23 protein-coding genes are annotated in these 20,478 nt (G+C 68.6%); 18 read left to right on the forward strand and 5 right to left on the reverse strand.

The features are described 5' to 3' along the window. Window positions 1-12: 12 nt before the first annotated feature. The 5 genes from AU196_RS02255 to AU196_RS02275 are packed head-to-tail and all read left to right on the forward strand — an operon-like array spanning window position 13 to window position 4,552. On the forward strand, window positions 13-972 hold the full coding sequence (locus AU196_RS02255; RefSeq protein WP_059093457.1) for an ABC transporter substrate-binding protein: 960 nt from the start codon (window positions 13-15) through the stop codon (window positions 970-972). Further along, on the forward strand, window positions 951-1,838 hold the full coding sequence (locus AU196_RS02260; protein ID WP_059093458.1) for an ABC transporter permease: 888 nt from the start codon (window positions 951-953) through the stop codon (window positions 1,836-1,838). The genes AU196_RS02255 and AU196_RS02260 overlap by 22 nt, the downstream gene beginning before the upstream one ends. After that, on the forward strand, window positions 1,835-2,566 hold the full coding sequence (locus tag AU196_RS02265) for an ABC transporter ATP-binding protein (protein WP_059093459.1): 732 nt from the start codon (window positions 1,835-1,837) through the stop codon (window positions 2,564-2,566). Before AU196_RS02260 ends, AU196_RS02265 begins: the two co-directional genes overlap by 4 nt. Next, window positions 2,550-4,148, forward strand: a complete 1,599-nt coding sequence (locus tag AU196_RS02270) for an FAD-dependent oxidoreductase (protein WP_059093460.1) — start codon at window positions 2,550-2,552, stop codon at window positions 4,146-4,148. The genes AU196_RS02265 and AU196_RS02270 overlap by 17 nt, the downstream gene beginning before the upstream one ends. Then, entirely contained in the window at window positions 4,145-4,552 is a 408-nt protein-coding gene (locus tag AU196_RS02275; protein ID WP_059093461.1) for a 4Fe-4S dicluster domain-containing protein, read from the forward strand. The genes AU196_RS02270 and AU196_RS02275 overlap by 4 nt, the downstream gene beginning before the upstream one ends. 11 nt (window positions 4,553-4,563) lie before the next feature. Here AU196_RS02275 and AU196_RS02280 read toward each other — a convergent pair whose 3' ends face one another. Next, on the reverse strand, window positions 4,564-5,406 hold the full coding sequence (locus AU196_RS02280) for a nitroreductase family protein (RefSeq protein WP_231737297.1): 843 nt from the start codon (window positions 5,404-5,406) through the stop codon (window positions 4,564-4,566). A gap of 86 nt (window positions 5,407-5,492) precedes the next feature. On the opposite strand from AU196_RS02280, the gene AU196_RS02285 reads away from it, so the two are divergent. From AU196_RS02285 to AU196_RS02315, 7 genes are all read left to right on the forward strand, one after another. Beyond that, complete coding sequence (locus AU196_RS02285; protein ID WP_059093462.1) at window positions 5,493-5,981, forward strand: MarR family winged helix-turn-helix transcriptional regulator; 489 nt, start codon at window positions 5,493-5,495, stop codon at window positions 5,979-5,981. A gap of 25 nt (window positions 5,982-6,006) precedes the next feature. Next, on the forward strand, window positions 6,007-6,423 hold the full coding sequence (locus AU196_RS02290; protein ID WP_059093463.1) for a DUF5313 domain-containing protein: 417 nt from the start codon (window positions 6,007-6,009) through the stop codon (window positions 6,421-6,423). 176 nt (window positions 6,424-6,599) lie between these two features. Then, entirely contained in the window at window positions 6,600-6,785 is a 186-nt protein-coding gene (locus AU196_RS02295) for a hypothetical protein (protein ID WP_059093464.1), read from the forward strand. A gap of 113 nt (window positions 6,786-6,898) precedes the next feature. Continuing rightward, the gene (locus AU196_RS02300; protein WP_059093465.1) at window positions 6,899-7,318 is read left to right on the forward strand and encodes a hypothetical protein; all 420 of its coding nucleotides are present in this window, start codon (window positions 6,899-6,901) and stop codon (window positions 7,316-7,318) included. A gap of 97 nt (window positions 7,319-7,415) precedes the next feature. Next, window positions 7,416-9,020, forward strand: a complete 1,605-nt coding sequence (locus AU196_RS02305; protein ID WP_059093466.1) for an SLC13 family permease — start codon at window positions 7,416-7,418, stop codon at window positions 9,018-9,020. Further along, window positions 9,017-10,069, forward strand: coding sequence for a tartrate dehydrogenase (locus AU196_RS02310; RefSeq protein ID WP_059093467.1), 1,053 nt, complete (start codon window positions 9,017-9,019; stop codon window positions 10,067-10,069). Before AU196_RS02305 ends, AU196_RS02310 begins: the two co-directional genes overlap by 4 nt. Window positions 10,070-10,131: 62 nt before the next feature. Beyond that, a complete protein-coding gene (locus AU196_RS02315; RefSeq protein WP_059093468.1) occupies window positions 10,132-11,214 on the forward strand; it encodes an isocitrate/isopropylmalate dehydrogenase family protein in 1,083 nt (360 codons plus the stop codon). Between the two features lie 4 nt (window positions 11,215-11,218). Here the strand turns inward: AU196_RS02315 and AU196_RS02320 are convergent, their stop codons facing one another. Together AU196_RS02320 and AU196_RS02325 are read right to left on the reverse strand one after the other, a co-directional pair. After that, window positions 11,219-11,746, reverse strand: a complete 528-nt coding sequence (locus AU196_RS02320; protein WP_059093573.1) for a phosphate-starvation-inducible PsiE family protein — start codon at window positions 11,744-11,746, stop codon at window positions 11,219-11,221. 60 nt (window positions 11,747-11,806) lie between these two features. After that, the gene (locus AU196_RS02325; protein ID WP_059093469.1) at window positions 11,807-12,286 is read right to left on the reverse strand and encodes a TspO/MBR family protein; all 480 of its coding nucleotides are present in this window, start codon (window positions 12,284-12,286) and stop codon (window positions 11,807-11,809) included. Between the two features lie 113 nt (window positions 12,287-12,399). Between AU196_RS02325 and AU196_RS02330 the strand changes: the two genes are divergently transcribed. Continuing rightward, window positions 12,400-13,866: an MFS transporter gene (locus AU196_RS02330; protein WP_059093470.1), complete on the forward strand. Its 1,467-nt coding sequence runs from the start codon at window positions 12,400-12,402 to the stop codon at window positions 13,864-13,866. On the opposite strand, the gene AU196_RS02335 is transcribed toward AU196_RS02330, so the two are convergent. Further along, entirely contained in the window at window positions 13,863-14,294 is a 432-nt protein-coding gene (locus AU196_RS02335) for a type II toxin-antitoxin system Rv0910 family toxin (protein WP_059093471.1), read from the reverse strand. The genes AU196_RS02330 and AU196_RS02335 overlap by 4 nt on opposite strands. Window positions 14,295-14,617: 323 nt before the next feature. On the opposite strand from AU196_RS02335, the gene AU196_RS02340 reads away from it, so the two are divergent. The 4 genes from AU196_RS02340 (at window position 14,618) to AU196_RS02355 (ending at window position 18,787) form a co-directional block, all read left to right on the forward strand. Beyond that, window positions 14,618-15,784, forward strand: a complete 1,167-nt coding sequence (locus AU196_RS02340; RefSeq protein ID WP_059093472.1) for an ABC transporter ATP-binding protein — start codon at window positions 14,618-14,620, stop codon at window positions 15,782-15,784. Window positions 15,785-15,857: 73 nt separating this feature from the next. Next, complete coding sequence (locus AU196_RS02345) at window positions 15,858-17,048, forward strand: polyamine ABC transporter substrate-binding protein (RefSeq protein ID WP_059093473.1); 1,191 nt, start codon at window positions 15,858-15,860, stop codon at window positions 17,046-17,048. A gap of 9 nt (window positions 17,049-17,057) precedes the next feature. Then, window positions 17,058-17,933 (forward strand): ABC transporter permease, encoded by an 876-nt coding sequence (locus AU196_RS02350; protein ID WP_059093474.1) that lies wholly within the window; start codon window positions 17,058-17,060, stop codon window positions 17,931-17,933. Then, window positions 17,930-18,787 carry an ABC transporter permease gene (locus tag AU196_RS02355; RefSeq protein ID WP_059093475.1) on the forward strand — a complete coding sequence of 286 codons (858 nt, stop codon included), beginning with the start codon at window positions 17,930-17,932 and terminating at the stop codon, window positions 18,785-18,787. The genes AU196_RS02350 and AU196_RS02355 overlap by 4 nt, the downstream gene beginning before the upstream one ends. Before the next feature lie 83 nt (window positions 18,788-18,870). Here AU196_RS02355 and AU196_RS02360 read toward each other — a convergent pair whose 3' ends face one another. Next, on the reverse strand, window positions 18,871-19,737 hold the full coding sequence (locus tag AU196_RS02360) for an EamA family transporter (protein WP_059093476.1): 867 nt from the start codon (window positions 19,735-19,737) through the stop codon (window positions 18,871-18,873). Window positions 19,738-19,979: 242 nt separating this feature from the next. On the opposite strand from AU196_RS02360, the gene AU196_RS02365 reads away from it, so the two are divergent. After that, a complete protein-coding gene (locus AU196_RS02365; protein WP_059093477.1) occupies window positions 19,980-20,471 on the forward strand; it encodes a hypothetical protein in 492 nt (163 codons plus the stop codon). Window positions 20,472-20,478 lie beyond the last annotated feature (7 nt).

Genomic DNA, 20,478 nt, shown 5'->3' on the forward strand with positions numbered 1-20,478 from the left:
CGGAGGCCCCTCATGCTTCGCCCTCTTGTCCGCACCGCACTGACTCTCGCCGTCCTCGCCTCGGCCGTCGCGTGCAGCAGCAACGACGACAGTTCAGGTGGCTACACCCTGCGCATCGGCGCCACCTCGCCGACCGGAACCCCGGCCGGTTCACTCGGGTGGGGCGACAAGCAGGGCATCCTCGCCGAGCAACTCCGGGACGCGGGGGTCGGCAAGATCGAGTACTCGTTCTTCCAGTCCGGCAGCGACGTCGCGTCGGCCTTGTTCGCGGGCGCCGTCGACGTCGCCGCGATCGGTGACAACCCCGCCCTCAGGGCTCGCAGCCGGGACCCGAAAGTCGTTCTGCTCGCCCTGGATTCGATCAACAGCGACGCCTGGCTGGTCGGCGCCAAGGGCGGCCCGACCGACATTCAGGGTCTGGTGGGCAAGAACGTCACCGCCCCGCAGGGCACCATCCGGGACCGCGCGGCCAAACAGCTGATCGACGCCGCGGGTCTCACCGGCAAGATCCAGGTCCGCGACGTACCCACTCCTGAATCGATCGCCGGTCTGAGTTCCGGCCAGATCGACGCCACCGTCGTGACCGGCGCCAGCGCCATCGAGCTGCAGGACAAGGGTTTCCCCATCATCGACAGCTTGTCCCGGCACGGCCTCGGCAGCACGGGCACCAACATCGCGCTGTCGACCTTCACCGACGAGCACCCGGAGTTCGCCGAGGCCTGGCGCCAGGCGGTGACCGCGGTCAACCGCGACATCACCGAGAACTTCGACGACTACACGGCCTGGGTCGCGCAGACCGACGGAACGGATCTGGAGTTCGTCGAGCAGTCGACCAAGGTCGACGAGTTCAACACCGAACCGTTCCCCGCACAAGGCGTCGACCAGCTCGAGGCCGCCTACGAATTCCTCAACGCCGACGGCTCCCTGGAGAACCACTACTCGGTGCGGGAATGGGCCGGAGCCAAGTCGTGACGGCCGTCGCCGCACCGGTACATCACGGTGTCCGCACGCCGGAATTGATCGACGTCGTCGCCGGGCACCGCCGCCGCCGCAGCGTGTGGGCGCGGATTCCGCGACCGGTGCGCAGGATGATGAGCCCCGTGCTGATCCTGGCGGCGTGGGCCATCGGTTCGGCGACCGGGCTCCTCAACGCCGACCTGTTTCCGCCGCCGGCGCACGTGGCCACCACCGCGTGGCGGCTGCTGACCGACGGCCAACTCGCACTGCACGTCGGGGCGTCGGCCACCCGGGTGCTGACCGGCACCGTGCTGGGCATCCTGCTCGGGGTGGCACTGGCGGTGCTGGCCGGGCTGACCCGCACCGGTGAGGATCTGCTCGACTGGACCATGCAGATCCTCAAGGCGGTGCCGAACTTCGCGCTCACCCCGCTGCTGATCATCTGGATGGGCATCGGCGAGGGTCCCAAGATCGTGCTGATCACGCTCGGCGTCGCGATCGCCGTCTACATCAACACCTACTCCGGCATCCGCGGCGTGGATCAGCAGCTGGTGGAGATGGCCCAGACGCTCGAGGCGCGGCGCGGCACGCTGATCACGCAGGTGATCCTGCCCGGCGCGATGCCGAACTTCCTCGTCGGGCTGCGTCTCGGGCTGTCCAGCGCGTGGCTGAGTCTCATCTTCGCCGAGATGATCAACACCACCGAGGGCATCGGGTTCCTGATGTCGCGGGCGCAGACCAACCTGCAGTTCGACATCTCGCTGCTGGTGATCGTCATCTACGCGGTGGCCGGTCTGGCGTCCTACTCGCTGGTGCGGCTCCTGGAACGCCTGCTGCTGTCCTGGCGAAACGGGTTCACCGGTTTCGAGGCTGCGGGATGAGCGCGGTCTCGGTCCGCGGTGTACGGCGCGCATTCGGAGCGCAACAGGTTCTCGACGGTCTCGACCTGGACATCGCCGACGGCGAGTTCGTCGCGATGCTGGGCAGGTCGGGGTCGGGTAAGAGCACGCTGCTGCGGATCCTGGCCGGGCTGGACCACCAGGCCCGGGGTTCGGTGGTGGTGCCCCGGTCGCGCGCGGTGGTGTTCCAGAATCCGCGACTGCTGCCGTGGCGGCGCGCACTGGCCAACGTGACGTTCGCGCTGCCCGACGCCGGCCCCGACGCACCCAGCCGGACCGCCCGCGGGCATGCCGCCCTTGACGAGGTGGGCCTGTCGGACAAGGCGCGCGCATGGCCGCTGTCGCTTTCAGGTGGTGAGGCGCAACGGGTTTCGCTGGCACGGGCGTTGGTGCGGGAACCGGATCTGCTACTGCTCGACGAACCGTTCGGCGCACTCGACGCGCTGACTCGGCTCAAGATGTACCGCCTGCTGCACGATCTGTGGGCGCGCCGTCACATGGCCGTCCTCCACGTCACCCACGACGTGGACGAGGCGATCCTGCTGGCCGACCGGGTGGTCGTGCTCTCCGATGGCCGGGTCACGCTGGATCGCCGCGTCGATCTGCCGTTCCCCCGCAGCCGGGGCGACGACGGCTTCGACGATCTGCGCCGGGCGCTGCTGGCGGAACTCGGTGTGCGGGAGGAGGTCGGCCATGACCGCAGCGGGTGACATGGACAGCGATGTCACCGACGTCCTGGTGATAGGCGGCGGCCCGGCGGCCACCTGGGCGGCGATCTCGGCCACCGAGGCGGGATGCCGAGTCACGCTGGTGGACAAGGGATACTGCGGCACCAGCGGTGCGACCGCCGCGGGCGGCAACAACCTGTGGCTGCTTCCACCAGGGCCGCGTCGTGAGGAGTCCGTCAGGGAACGCGAGTCCGCGGCGGGCGGGCTGACCGATGCCGACTGGATGCTGCGGGTACTGGCCTCGTCGTGGGAACGGATCGAACAACTGGCGCGGTGGGGTTATCCGTTCCCGGTCGGTGACGACGGCAGGCAATTGCGCAGCAGCCTTCAGGGCCCCGAGTACATGCGGCGGATGCGGCGCAAGGCGCACCGCAGCGGGGTCCGCATTCTCGACCATCACCCGGCCACCGCACTCACCGCGGACACCGACGGAATCGTGAACGGCGCGATCGGGATCGCTCGCCAGGACGCCGGACGGCCGTGGCGGATCTCTGCCGGTTCGGTGGTCCTGGCCACCGGCGGCACCGCATTCCTGTCCGGGACGTTCGGCACCAACGTCGACACCGGTGACGGGCTGTTGATGGCCGCCGAGATGGGCGCCGATCTGTCCGGCATGGAGTTCTGCACCGCCTACGCGCTGGCGCCCGAGTGGGGAACCCACACCAAGGGGCGCATGCTGCAGTGGGCCAGTTTCTACGACCAATACGGCAGACCCTTCCCCACCGAACGCGGCCTGGGCGGCCGCAGGGACGCACAATGGGCGCTGGCCCGCGGTGAGCGGGTGTTCGCCAGGCTCGACCGCGCACCGGAGCACATCCGGCGGACCATGCGCGAGGCCCAGCCCAACTACTTCCTGCCCCTGGACAAGGCCGGGATCGACCCGTTCGTGACCGCCTACCCGGTCCGCATGGTCTACGAGGGCTCCGTGCGCGGCACCGGAGGTCTTCGGTTGACCGGACCCGACTGTGCGACAACGGTTCCCGGTCTGTTCGCCGCCGGTGACGCCGCGACCCGCGAACTCATCACCGGTGCGATCAGCGGGGGCGGCAGTCACAACGGTTCGTGGGCGATCGCCTCCGGTGCGTTCGCAGGCCGGGGCGCGGCGGAGTTCAGTCGGCGGCGCAGCCCCGGCAAGGCCGCCGAGACCCACCGGGTGGGCCTGCGGCCCGGGCCCCGCGACGCGCCGACCGTCGACGACGTGGTGGGCGCTGCGCAGGCGCACGTTCTGCCACCTATGCGCAGTCACCTCAAATCGCACGAGAGGCTGACCGAATCGGCCGAGGCGCTGGAACGGTTGTGGCGTGAGATCGCCGGCGGCCTGGCGCCGGTACCGGCCCGCGAGGCGTACAAGCAGCGGCAGGCCGTCGCCATGGTCGCGGCGGCGCGGTGGATCACCGCCGCATCGCTGGCGCGCACGGAGTCCCGCGGCCTGCACCGCCGGGAGGATCTTCCCGACGTCGACCACCGGTTGGGACACCGCATCCTGGTCGGCGGGCTCGAGGCGGTGTGGACCGCGGCCGATCCGGTCCTGCCACAACGGATGTCGGCGGAGGCGGTGGCGTGATCGAGATCGTCGCCGCGGCCGCCTGCATCGCCTGCGACCTGTGCGTCATGGTCTGCCCCACCGATGTCTTCGAACGCGGCGAGGACGGCATCCCGGTGATCGCCCGCCAATCCGACTGCCAGACCTGCTTCATGTGCGAGGCGTACTGCCCGGTCGATGCGCTCTACGTCTCCCCGGTGTCGGCGCCGGTCGGCACGGGCAGTCCGCACGCGGACGAGGACGCGGTGACTCGCCACGGTCTGCTGGGCGGATACCGCGAGATGCTCGGCTGGGGCCGCGGGCGGACCGCAGGAGCGTCGCTGGATCGCAACCCGGTCCTCAAAGCCGTTCCGCCCCTGCCGGAGTCGCGTCTTCCGGTGCCTGCGCTCCTGGTGCACTCACCGTGGAACCACCCCCCGGACTGACGGACCGGCCCTCAGAGCGCCCAGACCGTCGTCTCCCGGACCGAACGCCGCTCGAGCACCGGCAACGGCTCGCCGCCCTCGGGCGCCCACCCCACCCGGACCATCACCTGCGGGTAGGCATCACCGTCGAAGACCTCACACGCCAGCGACAGGCGGCTTCGCGTGTCGGTCAGCGGCGTCGTCACCGGGCACGTCGCCAAGCCCATCGACGTGGCCGCCAGCACGAGGTCGCTCATCAGCTCACCGGCGCGCAGTCGTGCGAGATCGCCGTCACCTTCGGTGCCGAGCACGAGCAGTACCGCGTCATCGGCCGGCGCGTCGGCGGCACTGCCGTACTGCAGGACGACGTCACCTGCGGACGACCGTCCCCACGCGGCTTTCGGCACCACACCGAACCGCACCCCGTCGCGCTCCGTCCGCACGTGCAGGAATTCGAGTGAGCCCTCCGGGAGCGACTCCGCACGGTACGGACGCCGGTCGGTCCGCCGCTGGGCGATCGCCCCGAACAACTCGGCGTCGCGAACGCTCGGCGGCGCCTCGATCAGCTCGATCAACGCCAGATGGTCGTTGTCGTCCCGCGCGGGGAACCGGTGGACCCGTGGAGTCCATCCGCCTGCGGCGAACGCCACCACGCAGTGGTGCAGGACCGCACCGCAGCTGAGCAGGACGTCGCGGCGATCGTGGTCGGTGTCGCCGAGGCGGCGACTCCAGTCGGCGAACAGGTCGATGCCGCTCGGCGTGACGCGCCAGGACCAGGGCTGCGCGTTCTGCGCGGAGGGCGCATGCGCGGCGGCGTCCAGCACACGCTCGAGCGTGGCGATATCGGGCAAACCCGCCAGGTGTCTCACCTCCACCGATACGCAGTCGACCACCGATGATAGAGGCACGTGTGACCGCTGCCATATTGTTAGTGCCCTAACAATTTGCGTACTCTTCAAGTATGTCCACCACGACCGCCACGGATCTCGATCCGCTCGCCCTGGAGCGTCAGGTCTGTTTCGCCCTCGCGGTCGCCAATCGCGCCGTCCTGGCCGTCTACCGCCCGCTGCTCGAGCCGCTGGGCCTGACCCACCCGCAGTACCTGGTGATGCTGACGCTGTGGGACCACCGGAAGACCTCGACCGCGGACGCCCCGCTGTCGGTCAAGCAGATCGCCGCGGCGCTGCAGCTCGACTCGGCGACGCTGTCACCCATGCTCAAACGGCTGGAGACCCTCGGGCTGATCACCCGCACCAGGAGCACCGTGGACGAGCGGGCGATGAACGTCGAACTCACCGACGCCGGCATCGCGCTGCGCGAACGGGCGCTGAGCATCCCACCCGCCGTCGTCGCCCGTCTCGGCGGCGATCTGGACGAACTCGAGAACCTCCACCGCGCGCTGACCCGCATCAACACCGCCGCCCAGGCGGCCGGCGCCCTCGATCTCTGACCACCCACCACACCCAGGAGCCACCATGGCCGACGCCCGTCCGTCGTTCTTCCAGCGCATCGCCTACGCCTACGGCCGGCGGCTACCCGCCTCGATGAGTCGGTGGGTCGCCGAGGATCTCGCCGGACACGGCGCCGTCCGCAGGCACATGATCCGCATGGCGATCCCGCCGCTGCTGGTGCTGGCCCCGTTCTGGCTCCTGCCGACGTCGTTCTACGTGCGGCTGGAGATGACCGCGCCGATCTACATCTGGGCGCTGCTGATGGCACTCGCCCTCAACAAGGTGTGGCGCCGTCACCGGCTGGCCCAGCACAACCTCGACCCAAAGCTGGTCGACGTGATCCAGCGCCAGAAGGACGCCCACATCCACGAGGAGTACGCCCGGCGCTTCGGACCGCGCCCCGAAGAGGCCAAATGGCAACAGAACAGCAGCCCGTTCTGACCGGGTAGCACACGCGCTGCGGCGATTTGGAGTTGGGTCCCGCCGGGCAGTACATTGTCCGACGGCCCGATCCCCGCTGCAGAAAGCCCACGAACATGCCTGCCACGATTCGGAGCAGCCACGGATGCCGCCGCCGGGCGATTGCGCGCGGCGCACGTCGCCGGACCCTTCCGCCCATGGCCGGCCAGGCCTTCGAGATCGTCGTGACGCGGGACGCGACCGGATGGTCGGTCACCGTCCCCGAACTCGGCGCGGTCACCCACCGGACCGAACGGGCCGAAGCCGAGATGGCCGCCCGCGAACTCATCTCCCGCCACACCGGCATCCCCCACGGCTTCGTCGCCGTCTGGTCACGCGACTGACTCCAACAGGGTCGCCGACCAACACATTTCGCGACCCAACCGAAGCTCAATCGTGACGCGGCGCGCCCATCGGCAGCCCACGCCGCGGACCGCTCCGCACGTACTGTCTCGCCATGCGGGTTGCCCTTGTCGCCGCCGCTGTGGCGGGCTCACTGTTCAGTATCGGGTTCACACCGGGCGTCGCGTCGGCCGCGCCGACCACCACCGAACCCGTTGAGCGCCCGCTGAGTTCGACCGAAGTGCTGTTCACCGGCCGGGCCGACCTCGTCGACAGCGAGCCGCTGCGCTTCGAGGCGTGGAGCCCGCTCGAGAACCTCGCGGGTGTCCGCGTCTACTTCCTCTCGGGGACACCCGCCTGCAACGGCGTCCGGACCGTCACCACCGAGACCGCCGACACCGTCATCGTCGAACTGCAGTCGGGCCTGCTGCCCGAGGCGGCCGACCGCAGGTGCACCGCGAAGGCCGTCCTCGCCGCCACCGACGTCGCGCTCGACGCTCCACTCGGTGACCGAAAGGTCCTCAGCCGGTACTGAGTACCGGTCGGCGGTTACTTCCCGCCGAGACCGGGCATCCTCCGCGAGTGTGAGGCACCTCACACGCCGGTGAGCCGATGGCCTCGAAGGGGACACCATGACCGCTGACAATCCGGTCAGACGCACCGATGTGGACAAGGCGCTGCTCGGCAGCGCCACCTACCGCAGCCTCGGGGAACAGCGTCTGACTCCCGCCGAAGAGCGCTTCGAGAAGGGCCGCCGCACCGTCGGCCTGTTCCTCGCGCCCGTCGTCACCATCGTCTTCCTACTGCTGCCGATGAACATCCCGGCGCAGCAACAGACCCTGGCCGGCGTGCTGCTCGGCGTGATCGTGCTGTGGGTGACCGAGGCGGTCCCCATCCCGATCGGAGGTCTGCTCGGGGTGGCGGTCGTGGTCTTCCTCGGCGTCGCACCGGCCGACGACGTGCTCGGCCCGTTCGGCTCGTCGACGATCTTCACGTTCATCGGCGCCTTCATCCTGGCGCAGGCGATGCTGAAGCACGGCCTGGCACGGCGATTCGCGTTCCGGATCCTGGCGTTGCCGCGTGCGGGCCAGTCGACCACCGGCGTGATCCTCGCTTTCGGGGCGATCACCTGTCTGCTGTCGGCGTTCGTCTCCAACACCGCGACCGTCGCGATGTTGTTGCCCACCGCGATCGGCATCCTCGGCGTGATCGCCAAGCTGCTGCAGAAACAGGGCAAGGTGGCCGAGGACTTCGACCCGTTGCGGTTGCGCGTCGGCGCGGCGCTCATGTTGATGCTCGCCTACGCGGCCAGTGTCGGCGGTCTGCTCACGCCCGTCGGCAGCCCACCGAACCTCATCGGGCGCGGCCTCATCGAAGAGGCCACCGGGGAACGAATCAGCTTCGGGCAGTGGATGGTCATGGCCGCGCCGATCTGTCTGCTGATGTTCGCGATCCTCGCGGTCGTGCTGCTCCTGTTGAACAGACCGGAGATCAAGCACATCGACGGTGTCGCCGAGTACGTGGCCCGTGAGCGCGAAGAGATGGGCACGCTCTCCCGCGCGGAGAAGAACACGTTGATCGCGTTCGGGATCACGGTGTTCCTGTGGGTGCTGCCGGGCATCGTCGCGCTGATCTTCGGCAACGATTCCGACGTCTACTCCACGGTCAGCGACCGGCTGGACGAGGGCACGGTCGCGGTGTTCGGCGCGGCCCTGCTGTTCCTGCTGCCCACCGACTGGGAGCAGCGCGAATTCACGCTGCGCTGGCGGGACGCGGCCGCGATCGACTGGGGCACGATCGTGCTCTTCGGCACGGGGATCATCTTCGGTTCGCTGCTCGCCGACTCCGGGCTGGCCGAGACCATCGGCACCTCCGTCGCGGACGCGCTCGGACTCTCCAGTGTCGTGGCCATCACGATCTTCGCCGTCCTGCTCGCCATCGTCGTCTCGGAGACCACGAGCAACACCGCCTCCGCGGCGGTCGTCGTCCCCATCGTGATCCCGGTCGCGATCGCGGCGGGCGTCAATCCGTTCGTGCCCGCGCTGGCGGCCACCTTCGCGGCCTCCTTCGGCTTCATGCTCCCGGTGTCGACACCACAGAACGCGATCGTCTACGGTTCCGGCGCCGTTCCCATCACGACGATGATTCGCTCCGGCGTCACCTTCGACATCGCGGGCGCAATCCTGATCATCGTCTTCCTGCCGCTGATGATCGCGCTGGTGGGACTGGGCGCGTGAGCGCTCGACGGGTCGCGGTCATCCCCGGCGACGGGATCGGCACCGAGGTGACGGCCTCGGCGCGCACCGTGCTCGACGCGGTCGCCGCCCGCCACGGGATCGACCTGGAGTACCGGGAATTCGATTGGTCCTGTGAGCGATTCACCCGCGACGGCGCGATGATGCCGGCCGACGGCATCGACACACTGCGCGAGTTCGACGCCATCCTGCTCGGCGCGGTCGGCTGGCCCGGCGTGCCCGACCACGTCTCGCTGTGGGGTCTGCTCATACCGATCCGGCGGGCGTTCCGGCAATACGTGAACCTGCGGCCCATTCGGGTGTTCGACGGGGTCACCAGTCCGCTGCGCGACGCCACCGGCGTCGACTTCGTCGTCGTGCGGGAGAACGTCGAGGGCGAGTACAGCGAGATCGGCGGGCGCCTCAATCGCGGCTTCCCCGATGAGATGGCGGTGCAGGAGTCGGTGTTCAGCCGGGCCGGGATCAGCCGCATCGCCGACTACGCCTTCGACCTCGCCGAGACCCGGCGCCGACATGTCACGTCCGCCACCAAATCCAATGGCATCGTCCACACCCTGCCGTTCTGGGACGAAGTCGTCGCCGAGCGAGCCGCACGCCATCCGGACGTGCGGTTCGACAGCGAGCACATCGACGCCTTGGCCGCGAAATTCGTCCTGCAGCCGGGACGGTTCGACGTGGTGGTCGGCTCGAACCTGTTCGGCGACATCCTCTCCGACCTCGCCGCCGCGGTCGCGGGCTCGATCGGGATCGCCCCGTCGGCGAACCTCGACCCCACCAAGCAGTACCCCTCGATGTTCGAGCCCGTCCACGGATCGGCACCCGACATCGCCGGACAGGGAGTCGCCAACCCGATCGGCGCGGTGTGGTCGGCGGCGTTGATGCTCGAACACCTCGGATACGCCGCGGCCGCGGCCGATGTGATGACCGCCGTCGAACGGACACTGGCGCAACCGCAGACGCGGACCGGCGACCTGGGCGGGCACGCGACGACCGCCGACGTCACCGAGGCGTTGGCCGCCCAGCTACGCTGACGGGCCGCCGACACCGGTACGGCACACTGCAGACCACACGACCAGGAAGGTGCCGGACCGAGATGTCGACAGAGGAACCGTTGCGGCTCGGAGTGCTGGCCGGTGACGGCATCGGACCCGAGATCGTCTCGGCCACTGTGCAGATCACCGAGCGCGCGCTGGCGGCGGTATCGGTTCCCGTCGACTGGCGGCGGCTGCGCATGGGAGCCGAGGCGATCACCGGTGACGGCACTCCCCTGCCGGACACCACGCTCGCCGCACTCGACCGTCTCGACGCGTGGCTGCTCGGCCCGCACGACAACGCGAGCTACCCCGCCCCGTTCCGTGACGCCCTGTCCCCCGGCGGCACCATCCGCAAACGCTACGGGCTCTACGCCAACATCCGGCCGGCCCGCCGACTGAGCGACACGATCCCCGCGGTGTGTCCCGCCCTCGACGTGGTGGTGGTGCGCGAGAACACCGAGGGCTTCTACTCCGACCGCAACATGTACGACGGCGCCGGCGAGTTCATGCCGACCGCCGACGTCGCGATGGCGGTCGCCGTGTTCACCCGCGAAGCCTGCGAACGCATTGCGCACCAGGCGTTCCGACTGGCGCGCACGCGCCGCCGCTCGGTCACCGTCGCCCACAAGGCCAACGTGCTGTCCAAGACGACGGGGCTGTTCCGCGACAGCTGTCTCCGCATCGCCGAGCAGTACCCCGACGTCACCGTGCGCCTCGAACACATCGACGCGCTGGCCGCCCTGTTGGTCGCCCGACCCGCCGAATTCGACGTCATCGTCGCGGAGAACATGTTCGGCGACATCCTCTCCGACCTGACCGGTCAGCTCGCCGGTTCACTCGGCATGGCACCGTCGGTGAACGCGTCCGACACCAAGGCCATGGCGCAGGCCGCCCACGGTTCGGCGCCGGACATCGCCGGACGCAACACCGCCAATCCCGTCGCCATGATCCTGTCCACGGCGATGCTGCTCGAATGGCTGGCCGAACGCCACGGCCGCGCTGCGCTGGCGGGCGCCGCGGTCCTGATACGAGATGCGGTGTGCCGCAGCCTCGATGACGGGGTGCACACCCGCGACCTCGGCGGTGCGGCCACCACCACCGGCTTCACCGAACACGTGCTCTCGGTGCTCGCGTCGGCCTGAGCCGTTACGTCGCCTCGATCCCGTCCTTACCGTCGGCGGCCTTCTCACCGGCGTCCTCGGTGTCACGTCGCCGCTCGCGCAGCACAAACGCCGCCAACGCCAGCACCAGGACCACGCCGCCGAGGACGCCGATCTCGACGACCGCTCTGGCGAACTCCGGACCCTTCTCCAGCAGCGTCGCCGCCTCCACGGAGAGCACCACGATCTCCTTGATACCGGCCAGGATTCCGACGATGAGGAACGGTTCGGCGACGATCTCGTGCGACCGCAGGCACGTGCGGACGGCATAGAGCAGTTCGACGAAGATGAAGATCAGCAGCAGTCCGTCGAGCACTTCGAGCATCACGGTCGACGCCGGTGTGTTGCGCAGCCTCAGCATCGTGTTGAACTGCGACACCAGCAGCGCGACCGAGCAGACGGCCAGCACGGCCGCGATGGCCCAGTAGACCGAGTCCTCGAGCATCCCGAGCGCCCGGTCGGCGAAGCGTTGACGCTCCTGCTCTTCCGGCTCGGTCTTCGTCCGTTCCGCCACCGCCACCCTCTCCCACCGCCGTCCGAGTCAGTCAGGCTAACCGTCGATTCGCCTGAGAGGTCAGCGATTCAGCCACCAGATGCGCGACGACAGCACGGTCGCGAAACCACACCACAGCGGATAGAGGGCCAACGGCGCCGCCTGCGCACCTTTCGCTTCGACGGCGCGACGGGTCAGATCCGCACTGCTGGCGGCGAGTGCGCCCGCCGTCACCGCCGACAGTGCCAGCTTGTGCTGGTTGAAGAACAGCCACGACCAGCTGCCGTTGAGAATCAGATTGGCGGCCAGCGCCGTGGTGTAGGCCCGCGCCTTCTCCGGTTGGCCGGTGTCGCGGTAATGGTCGATCGTCGACGCCGAGACGGCCGCGATGTCGGCGTACAGCATCGGCCACACGATCCCGAACGTCTGGCCGGGCGGTTGGAAGCTCGGCTTCTTCAGCTTCGCGTACCACAGCGAGGGCATGTCGCGGTTGGCCAGTCCGCCGAGCGCGCCGGTGGCGAACACGGTGCCGGCGGTCCTGGCGAGGGTCGACGCGCGCATGGGTTCCCTTTCGACGAGTCACGATCACGTACCCAGCACCGCCGCCCGGCAATCCTGACCGCCGCTGAGCTAGCGTCGTGAACGTCGAGATGCGCTGAGGATCGGAGTTTCGGTTGGTGGGCACGGGGGTCGCGCGCTCGACCACCACCGGCACCGTGCGCCCGGCGCTGTTGGTGGGCGGTCTGAGCATCGTGGTCCTCACCGTCGCCGTCCTGCAGACGGCGGTCGTGCCGGTGCTCGGGGTGATCGGGGAACAACTCGGCGCCTCCACCGTCGCCGTGAGCTGGGCGGTCACCGCCAACCTGCTGGCCGCGATCGCAGCGACCCCACTGCTCGGCCGTCTGGCGGATCTCTACAGCAAGAAGCGCGTGCTACTGGGCGTGCTCGTCGTCGTGCTCGTCGGGTCGATCCTCGCGGCGGTGACCTCGTCGTTGCCGCTGTTGATCGTCGCCCGGGTGCTGCAGGGGGCCTCGTACGCGCTGTATCCGATCAGCGTGGCGGTGTTGCGCGAGGAACTCCCACCCGGACGGTTGGCCGGGGCGATGGCGGTCATGTCGGGCACACTCGGCTTCGGCGGCGGCGTCGGACTGGTGGTCGTCGGGCTGCTGATGAGCGGCGACGCGGACTACCACCGGGTGTTCTGGCTGACCACCGGTTTCACCGTCGTCGTCCTCGCGATCGTCGTGTTCCTGGTGCCTGCGCGCCGACGCCGCGCGGAGGGTTCGATCGACTGGCTCGGCGCCGTCGGTCTGGCGGCGGGGCTGTCGGCGGTGCTGCTGGCCGTCACCCAGGGCAACGCGTGGGGGTGGGTGTCGGCCCGGACGCTGGTCTGTGCGCTCGGGGGTGCGGCCGTTCTGGTGGCGTGGTGGCTGTGGGAGAAGCGGCGCGTGCATCCGCTGGTGTCCACGCGCATGCTCACCAAGCCGGCCATGCTGCTCACCAATCTCGCCACCATCTTCGTGGGGATGGGGCTGTACTTCGCATTCCTCGGGCTGACGCAGTTCGTCCAGATCCCGCGGGAGGCGGCCGGATACGGGTTCGGCGCCTCCGTGCTGCAGTCGAGTGTGGTGTACCTGCTCCCGGGTGCCGTGACGGGCTTCGCCGTCGCCCTGGTCAGCGGTCGCTTCATCGACCGGTACGGCGCCCGCCGTGTCCTGGTCGTCGCCGCGATGGCCGGGGTCCTCGGGTTCGTTTTGCTGGCCGTCGCGCATGACCAGCCGTGGCAGGTGATCGCGGCGGGAATCCTGGCCAACGCCTACATCAGCCTCGGATACGGCGCCCTCCCGGCACTGGTCGTCGCGGAGGTCGAGGCCGGTGAGACGGGGGTGGCCACCGGAATCAACGCGATCGCGCGCACGGTCGGCAGTTCCATGGCCGCCGCGGTCGTCGCGGTGCTGCTGGGCCGTTCCGCGCCCGGCACCGCGGTGCCGATGGAGAGCAGCTTCGTGGTCGTCTTCGTCGCGGGCGCCGTCACCGCGGCGCTGGCGCTGACCCTGATCGCGCTCACCCGCGCCCGGCCACGGGCGGTCGACCCGGATGCGCTCTCACACACCCGCGCGATGAACCACGAATGGGGTTAACGCAGCTTCGCGAGATTGCTGACCGATTTGTTCACGTCCGATTCGATGACCTTCGCGACCAGCGACCCCACCCGGGTGTTGAGCAGACCGCCGGACAGGTCGGCGACCACCCGGAAGTTCGAGCCGGTGTCCGGCTCCTCCTCGACGTGCAGGGAGAGCGCGATGCAGATCGCCGGGAACCCCGTGCCGATCAGCTCGATCTCCTTGGGCTCGTCGTAGCGGGTCACCCGCCAGTGGATGGTGTTGCGGAATCCCTTGACCTTGATCAGCGACGACACGCAGGTGCCGACTTCGATCTCGGCCGGGACCTCGCTGCGCCAGCCCCCGAAGATCGTCAGCCACTCGTCGAACCGCCGCAGGTTGGATGCCAACTCCCACGCCTTCTCCGGGGTGAGGTCGGAGGAGACCGCCACGTCAACCGATGCCATGGACCCCCATTACCCTGCCCGTGCGGCCAGGTAAACGGCCTGCGCGGATTCCGAACGGGACGCATGTCACACTGCGACACTGAATCGCACACCACCGCGCCGCTCACCGCGCCCGCCGGGGCCCTGACCGGCTCAGCCGGCGTCTGCGGCAAAGCGCGGATTCTTCTGCTGGAACCCCTTCGGAATGAAGGATTCCATTGTAAAAATGTTAAATCGTTGCGGAATCACTTGCGAAGGGTGCCGGGATCGGCGATTGTTTACGCACAGTCCGCAGGGCTGGGATCTGAGGAGGCTGCTTTCTGACCGGCACACACACCACTTCGGTGAATCAGACCGTCGACGGGGTCGCCCCCAAGAAGGGCAGCCCGGTCATCGAGATCGACCATGTGACGAAGCGGTTCGCCGACTACGTCGCCGTCGCCGACGCGGACTTCTCCATCGCCTCCGGCGAGTTCTTCTCGATGCTGGGGCCGTCCGGGTGCGGGAAGACCACGACGCTGCGGATGATCGCCGGCTTCGAGACACCGACGTCGGGCGCGATCCGGCTGGAGGGCACCGACGTCTCGCGTGTCCCCCCGCACAAGCGCAACGTCAACACGGTGTTCCAGCACTACGCCCTGTTCCCCCACATGAGCGTCTGGGACAACGTCGCCTACGGCCCGCGCAGCATGAAGAAGGACAAGTCAGAGGTCAAACGCCGCGTCGACGAACTGCTCGAGGTCGTCCGCCTGACCGACTTCGCCAAGCGCAAACCGGGACAGCTCTCCGGCGGTCAGCAGCAACGCGTGGCGCTGGCCCGGGCACTCGTGAACTACCCGAGCGCGCTGCTCCTCGACGAACCGCTCGGCGCACTGGATCTCAAACTGCGCCACGCGATGCAGTTCGAGCTCAAACGCATCCAGCGCGAAGTGGGCATCACGTTCATCTACGTCACCCACGATCAGGAGGAGGCGTTGACGATGAGTGACCGCATCGCGGTCATGAACGCGGGCAACGTCGAACAGATCGGCACACCGACCGACATCTACGACCGGCCCGCGACGGTGTTCGTCGCCAACTTCATCGGACAGGCCAATCTGTGGCCGGGGCGCCAGACCGGTCGCCTCAACGGGGGCTACGTCGAGGTCGACGTCCTCGGCAGCAAGCTGAAGGCCAAACCGGGTGACACCGCCATCGAGACCGGCGGACACGCCACGCTGATGGTGCGGCCCGAACGCCTGCGGGTGTCGCTGGAGCCCCCGGTGGGCGATGCCGCCGCGGTCCGGGCGACCGTGCGGGACATGACCTTCCAGGGTCCGGTGGTGCGCCTCTCGCTGGCCGCACCCGACGAGTCCCCCATCGTCGCCCACATCGGACCCGAACATCACCTGCCCTCGCTGCGCCCCGGCGACCAGGTGTACGTCTGCTGGTCGCCCGACGCCTCGCTAGTGCTGCCCGCCGCCGACATCCCGACCACCGAGGATCTCGAAGAGATGCTCGACGAGTCCTGACCCCGTCCCGTACCCCGCCGTTTCCCTCCCCCGGCCCTTCTCACCGCAGAAGATCACGAAAGGCACACCAGTCATGCCCCGTTCGTCAGAGTTCGACCCGCAACTGGCCGCCCGTCTCGCCGCCGCCCGTACGTCGCGGCGGCGGTTCCTCGGCGGCGGCGCCGCCGCGGCCGCTGCGCTGGCACTGGGCCCGTCGGTCCTCGCAGCGTGCGGTTCGGACAGCGGTGGCTCCGAGTCGACGGCCACCGACGACGGCGGCCCGGCCGGCGGGACGCTACGGGTCTCGAACTGGCCGCTGTACATGGCCGACGGATTCGTCGCCGCCTTCCAGACCGCCTCCGGGGTCACCGTCGACTACAAAGAGGACTTCAACGACAACGAGGAGTGGTTCGCCAAGGTCAAGGAACCGCTCTCGCGTAAGCAGGACATCGGCGCCGACCTGGTCATTCCGACCGAGTTCATGGCGGCCCGCATCAACGGCCTCGGGTGGCTCAACGAGATCCGCGCCGACCGTGTGCCGAACAAGAAGAACCTCCGCCCCGATCTGCTGAACTCGGCGATCGACCCGGGCCGCAACAAGACCGCGCCGTACATGACCGGCATGGTCGGCCTCGCCTACAACAAGGCCGCCACCGGACGGGAGATCACGCGGATCGAGGATCTGTGGGATCCGGCGTTCAAGGGTCGGGTCAGCCTGCTCTCCGACACCCAGGACGGCCTGGGCATGGTGATGCTCTCGCAGGGCGCCTCCCCGGAGCGGCCCTCGACCGAGGCCGTGCAGAAGGCCGTCGACCTGGTGCGTGAGCACAAGGACAACGGGCAGATCCGCCGCTTCACCGGCAATGACTACGCCGACGATCTCGCCGCGGGCAATGTCGCCATCGCGCAAGCCTATTCGGGGGATGTGGTGCAGCTGAAGGCGGACAACCCCGATCTGGAGTTCATCGTCCCGGAGGCCGGGGGCACGTGGTTCATCGACACCATGGTCATTCCCTACACCACGCAGAACCAGAGTGCCGCCGAGGCGTGGATCGACTACGTCTACGACCGGGCCAACTACGCGAAGCTGATCGCCTTCACCCAGTTCGTGCCGGTGCTGTCCGAGATGACCGACGAACTGAACAAGATCGACCCCGGCGTCGCGTCGAACGCGCTCATCAACCCGCCGGAGTCGACGGTGAACAACCTCAAGTCGTGGGCGGCGCTGACCGACGAGCAGACGCAGGAGTACAACACCATGTACGCCGCGGTGACCGGAGGCTGACGCCCACCCATGGCCGGTGTAGCCAGCAGTAGCCGGCAGCGCAGCAGGATCGCCCCGTATCTGATGATCCTGCCCGCGCTGGCGTATCTCGCAATCTTCTTCCTGTGGCCGTTGATCTCGCTGGCGCGCACATCGCTGTCGTCGACGGGCGGGTCGGTGTTCCTGCCGACGCTGACCTTCTCATGGGATTTCGCCAATTACGGCGAGGCGTTCTCGCGGTACTCCGATCAGATCCTGCGCTCGTTCGGCTACGCACTGACCGCGACGATCGTGTGCCTGCTGCTGGCGTATCCGCTCGCCTACGTGATCGCGTTCAAGGCCGGGCGCTTCAAGAACCTGATCCTGGGCCTGGTGATCCTGCCGTTCTTCGTGACGTTCCTGATCCGCACGATCGCGTGGAAAACCATTCTCGCCGACGACGGTTGGGTGGTCTCCGCACTCGGCGCCGTCGGGCTGCTGCCGAGCGACGGCCGGTTGCTCTCCACCAGTTGGGCGGTGATCGGCGGGCTGATTTACAACTGGATCATCTTCATGATCCTGCCGCTGTACGTCAGCCTCGAGAAGATCGACCCGCGGCTCATCGAGGCGTCGAAGGATCTGTACTCGTCGAACACCCGCAGCTTCACCAAGGTGATCCTGCCGCTGTCGCTACCCGGTGTGCTGGCGGGCAGCCTGCTGGTGTTCATCCCGGCCGCCGGTGATTTCATCAACGCCGAATACCTCGGCAGTACCCAGACCACGATGATCGGCAACGTGATCCAACAGCAGTTCCTCGTGGTCAAGGACTATCCGGCGGCCGCCGCGCTGAGTCTGGTCCTGATGGGCACGATCTTGGCCGGGGTGCTGCTCTACACGCGGGCGCTGGGCACGGAGGACCTGGTATGACCACCCAAGCCGGCGCCGCGGTGGCCGTCGCGGCCGAGCAGCCCCCCCGTCCCAAAGCCGTTCGGGGAACCCCGAAGTGGGGTGACTGGAGCCTCCGGATCGTCGCCGGTCTGGTGCTGCTGTACCTGTTCGTCCCGATCTTCGTGATCGTGCTGTTCTCGTTCAACGACCCCAAGGGCAAGTTCAACTACAGCTGGCAGGGTTTCACGCTCGACAACTGGCTCGACCCGTTCAAGTACCCGGCGCTGACGAACGCGATGAAGTTGAGCCTCAACGTCGCCGGGGTGTCGACGCTCATCGCGCTGGTGCTCGGCACGCTCGTCGCGATCGCGCTGGTGCGGCAACGCTGGCGCGGCCAGCGTGCCGTCGACACATTCCTGGTGCTCCCGCTCACCGCGCCCGAGGTGGTGATGGGCGCATCGCTGCTGGTGTTGTTCCTCGACCTGGGCTGGGCCACCGGTTACGTCACGATCGTGTTGGCCCACATCGCCTTCGAGGTCAGCTTCATCGCGATGACGGTGCGTGCCCGGGTGCGGGGCTTCGACTGGACACTCGAGGACGCGTCGATGGACCTGGGCGCGAGCCCGACCCGCACGTTCTTCAAGGTGACGTTGCCGTTGATCGTCCCCGGCATCGTGGCCGCGGCGATGCTGTCGTTCGCGCTGTCGCTCGACGACTTCATCATCACGTACTTCGTCAGCGGGTCGACGGTGACGTATCCGCTCTACGTCAACGCGGCGGTCAAGGCGGCGGTGCCACCTCAGATCAACGTGATCGCGACGGCCATCCTCGTGGTCAGCCTGATCCTGTTGGCGGCGGGCACGCTCTACCGCCGCAAGCGCATCGACGCCTAGCCCCCTTTTTCCGCGAAACAGCATTCCCTGTCGCCAAGCGCGCGGCTTGGCAGCAGGGAATGCTGTTTCGCGGCCGCGCGGGGTCAGGCGACTTCGACCGGCACGGGTGTCGCCCGGCCCCCGCCGCGGGCCGCGCCGATCCCCGCCGCGACGACGAACACGATGCCGACCACCGCGGCGACACCCGGCACCTGATCCAGCGCCACGAAGCCGATGATCAACGCGAACGCCGGTTCCAGGCTCATCAGCGTGCCGAACGCCGCGGCGCTGAGGCGGCGCAGCGCGAGGAACTCGAGTGCGAACGGGAACATCGGGAGCATCACGGCAAGGCCGAGGCCGATGAGCAGTAGCTGCGGTGTCATCCGCTCGAACACCATCGATCCGACGACGAGGGTGCCGACGAGTCCGGCCACCGGCATCGAGACCGCCAGCCCGTTGATCCCGGCGACCTGATCCCCCACCCGCTGGGTGAGCAGGATGTAGCCGGCCCAGCACACCGCGGCCGCGAGCGCGTAGAGAACGCCGACGGGGTCGACCGTTCCGGTCCACGGCTGCGTCATCAACAGCACCCCGACCGCGGCCAGGCCGGGCCAGATCACCCGCGCCACGCCTGTCCCCCGCACCACGGCCACCCCCAGCGGTCCGAGAAACTCCAGCGCGCTGGCGGTGCCCATCGGGATCCGATCCAGGGCGGCCATGAACAGCAGCGTGATCGCGGCGGTGACCACCCCCAGCGCCACGCACGCCAACAGGCTCCGGCGGGTGAATCCCGCCCGCCGCGGGCGCAGAAAGACCAGGAAAAGCAAGCCCGCCCAGGCCAGACGCAGCCAGGCGGCGCCTTCGGCACCGATCTGATCGATCAGGCCGACCGCGACCGCCACACCCAACTGCACCGACAACATGGCGGTCACCGCCATGGCCGCACCGGTGCGGGCGTCGGTGCTGGTCATCACCGCAATGGATATACGGCACGGCGCGCGCCCGCGTCCAACGGGTTTCGCCGGTGCACGGTAACGCGGGCGCGCCGGCGCACGATTCCAGGTCGGATCGGTTCGGGTTCCGGCATTTGTCTCGAACTGACGAAATTTCGGCGATTCGACCCTGTCGTGGCGTTCGGTGGGGCGACCATGGGGATTGACGCGCGGGTAAACGGGTACCCGCGGGTTGTCGGGGATGGCAGCGAGGGGGACTCGTGGACATCGGTAAGGCGGCCGTCGTGGTCGCCGCCACCGCACTCTCGGTCACGGGGTGCGGTTACCGTCTGGGCGCTCAGCCCGCTGACGCCGGCCCGGCTCCCGAATCGGTCGAGACCCGCGCCATCACGGCGGCTGCCGCAACCCCGGAGGTGCCGAAGGTAGGGCAGAACGCCTCCGTCGCCGCGGCCAACCACGGCGTCCCCCCGAACGCAGACGGTGACCCGGCCTGCCCGTCCTCGCTGGCCTGGGGCAGGCAACCCGAGGGAGGCGGCGTCCTGGTCACCGTGACCACCGACGATCAGACCGCGGTGATCGTGCTCGTGCGCACCAACTCCGGCGTCGACATCGCCGACCGGGCGATCCTCGACCGGGGCGACCTGCGCCTGTTCGAATTCCCGACGATCGACGCCGCCGCGGTGACCGAGGTGCTGATCATGACGAACACCCAGCGCTGTTTCGCCGTCGCCGATCCGGTGACCTTCAATTAGTCGCGAC

This window comes from Mycobacterium sp. IS-1742, assembly GCF_001500125.1.
GTDB lineage: Bacteria > Actinomycetota > Actinomycetes > Mycobacteriales > Mycobacteriaceae > Mycobacterium.

Excerpts from the sequence above, each read along its gene's own strand:
- AU196_RS02350 (WP_059093474.1), top strand. The coding sequence starts at position 17,058 with ATGGCCGGTGTAGCCAGCAGTAGCCGGCAGCGCAGCAGGATCGCCCCG.
- AU196_RS02315 (WP_059093468.1), top strand. The coding sequence starts at position 10,132 with ATGTCGACAGAGGAACCGTTGCGGCTCGGAGTGCTGGCCGGTGACGGC.
- AU196_RS02360 (WP_059093476.1), bottom strand. The coding sequence starts at position 19,737 with ATGACCAGCACCGACGCCCGCACCGGTGCGGCCATGGCGGTGACCGCC.
- AU196_RS02325 (WP_059093469.1), bottom strand. The coding sequence starts at position 12,286 with ATGCGCGCGTCGACCCTCGCCAGGACCGCCGGCACCGTGTTCGCCACC.
- AU196_RS02260 (WP_059093458.1), top strand. The coding sequence starts at position 951 with ATGGGCCGGAGCCAAGTCGTGACGGCCGTCGCCGCACCGGTACATCAC.
- AU196_RS02295 (WP_059093464.1), top strand. The coding sequence starts at position 6,600 with ATGGCCGGCCAGGCCTTCGAGATCGTCGTGACGCGGGACGCGACCGGA.
- AU196_RS02290 (WP_059093463.1), top strand. The coding sequence starts at position 6,007 with ATGGCCGACGCCCGTCCGTCGTTCTTCCAGCGCATCGCCTACGCCTAC.
- AU196_RS02345 (WP_059093473.1), top strand. The coding sequence starts at position 15,858 with ATGCCCCGTTCGTCAGAGTTCGACCCGCAACTGGCCGCCCGTCTCGCC.
- AU196_RS02305 (WP_059093466.1), top strand. The coding sequence starts at position 7,416 with ATGACCGCTGACAATCCGGTCAGACGCACCGATGTGGACAAGGCGCTG.
- AU196_RS02255 (WP_059093457.1), top strand. The coding sequence starts at position 13 with ATGCTTCGCCCTCTTGTCCGCACCGCACTGACTCTCGCCGTCCTCGCC.
- AU196_RS02270 (WP_059093460.1), top strand. The coding sequence starts at position 2,550 with ATGACCGCAGCGGGTGACATGGACAGCGATGTCACCGACGTCCTGGTG.
- AU196_RS02265 (WP_059093459.1), top strand. The coding sequence starts at position 1,835 with ATGAGCGCGGTCTCGGTCCGCGGTGTACGGCGCGCATTCGGAGCGCAA.
- AU196_RS02300 (WP_059093465.1), top strand. The coding sequence starts at position 6,899 with ATGCGGGTTGCCCTTGTCGCCGCCGCTGTGGCGGGCTCACTGTTCAGT.
- AU196_RS02335 (WP_059093471.1), bottom strand. The coding sequence starts at position 14,294 with ATGGCATCGGTTGACGTGGCGGTCTCCTCCGACCTCACCCCGGAGAAG.
- AU196_RS02355 (WP_059093475.1), top strand. The coding sequence starts at position 17,930 with ATGACCACCCAAGCCGGCGCCGCGGTGGCCGTCGCGGCCGAGCAGCCC.
- AU196_RS02285 (WP_059093462.1), top strand. The coding sequence starts at position 5,493 with ATGTCCACCACGACCGCCACGGATCTCGATCCGCTCGCCCTGGAGCGT.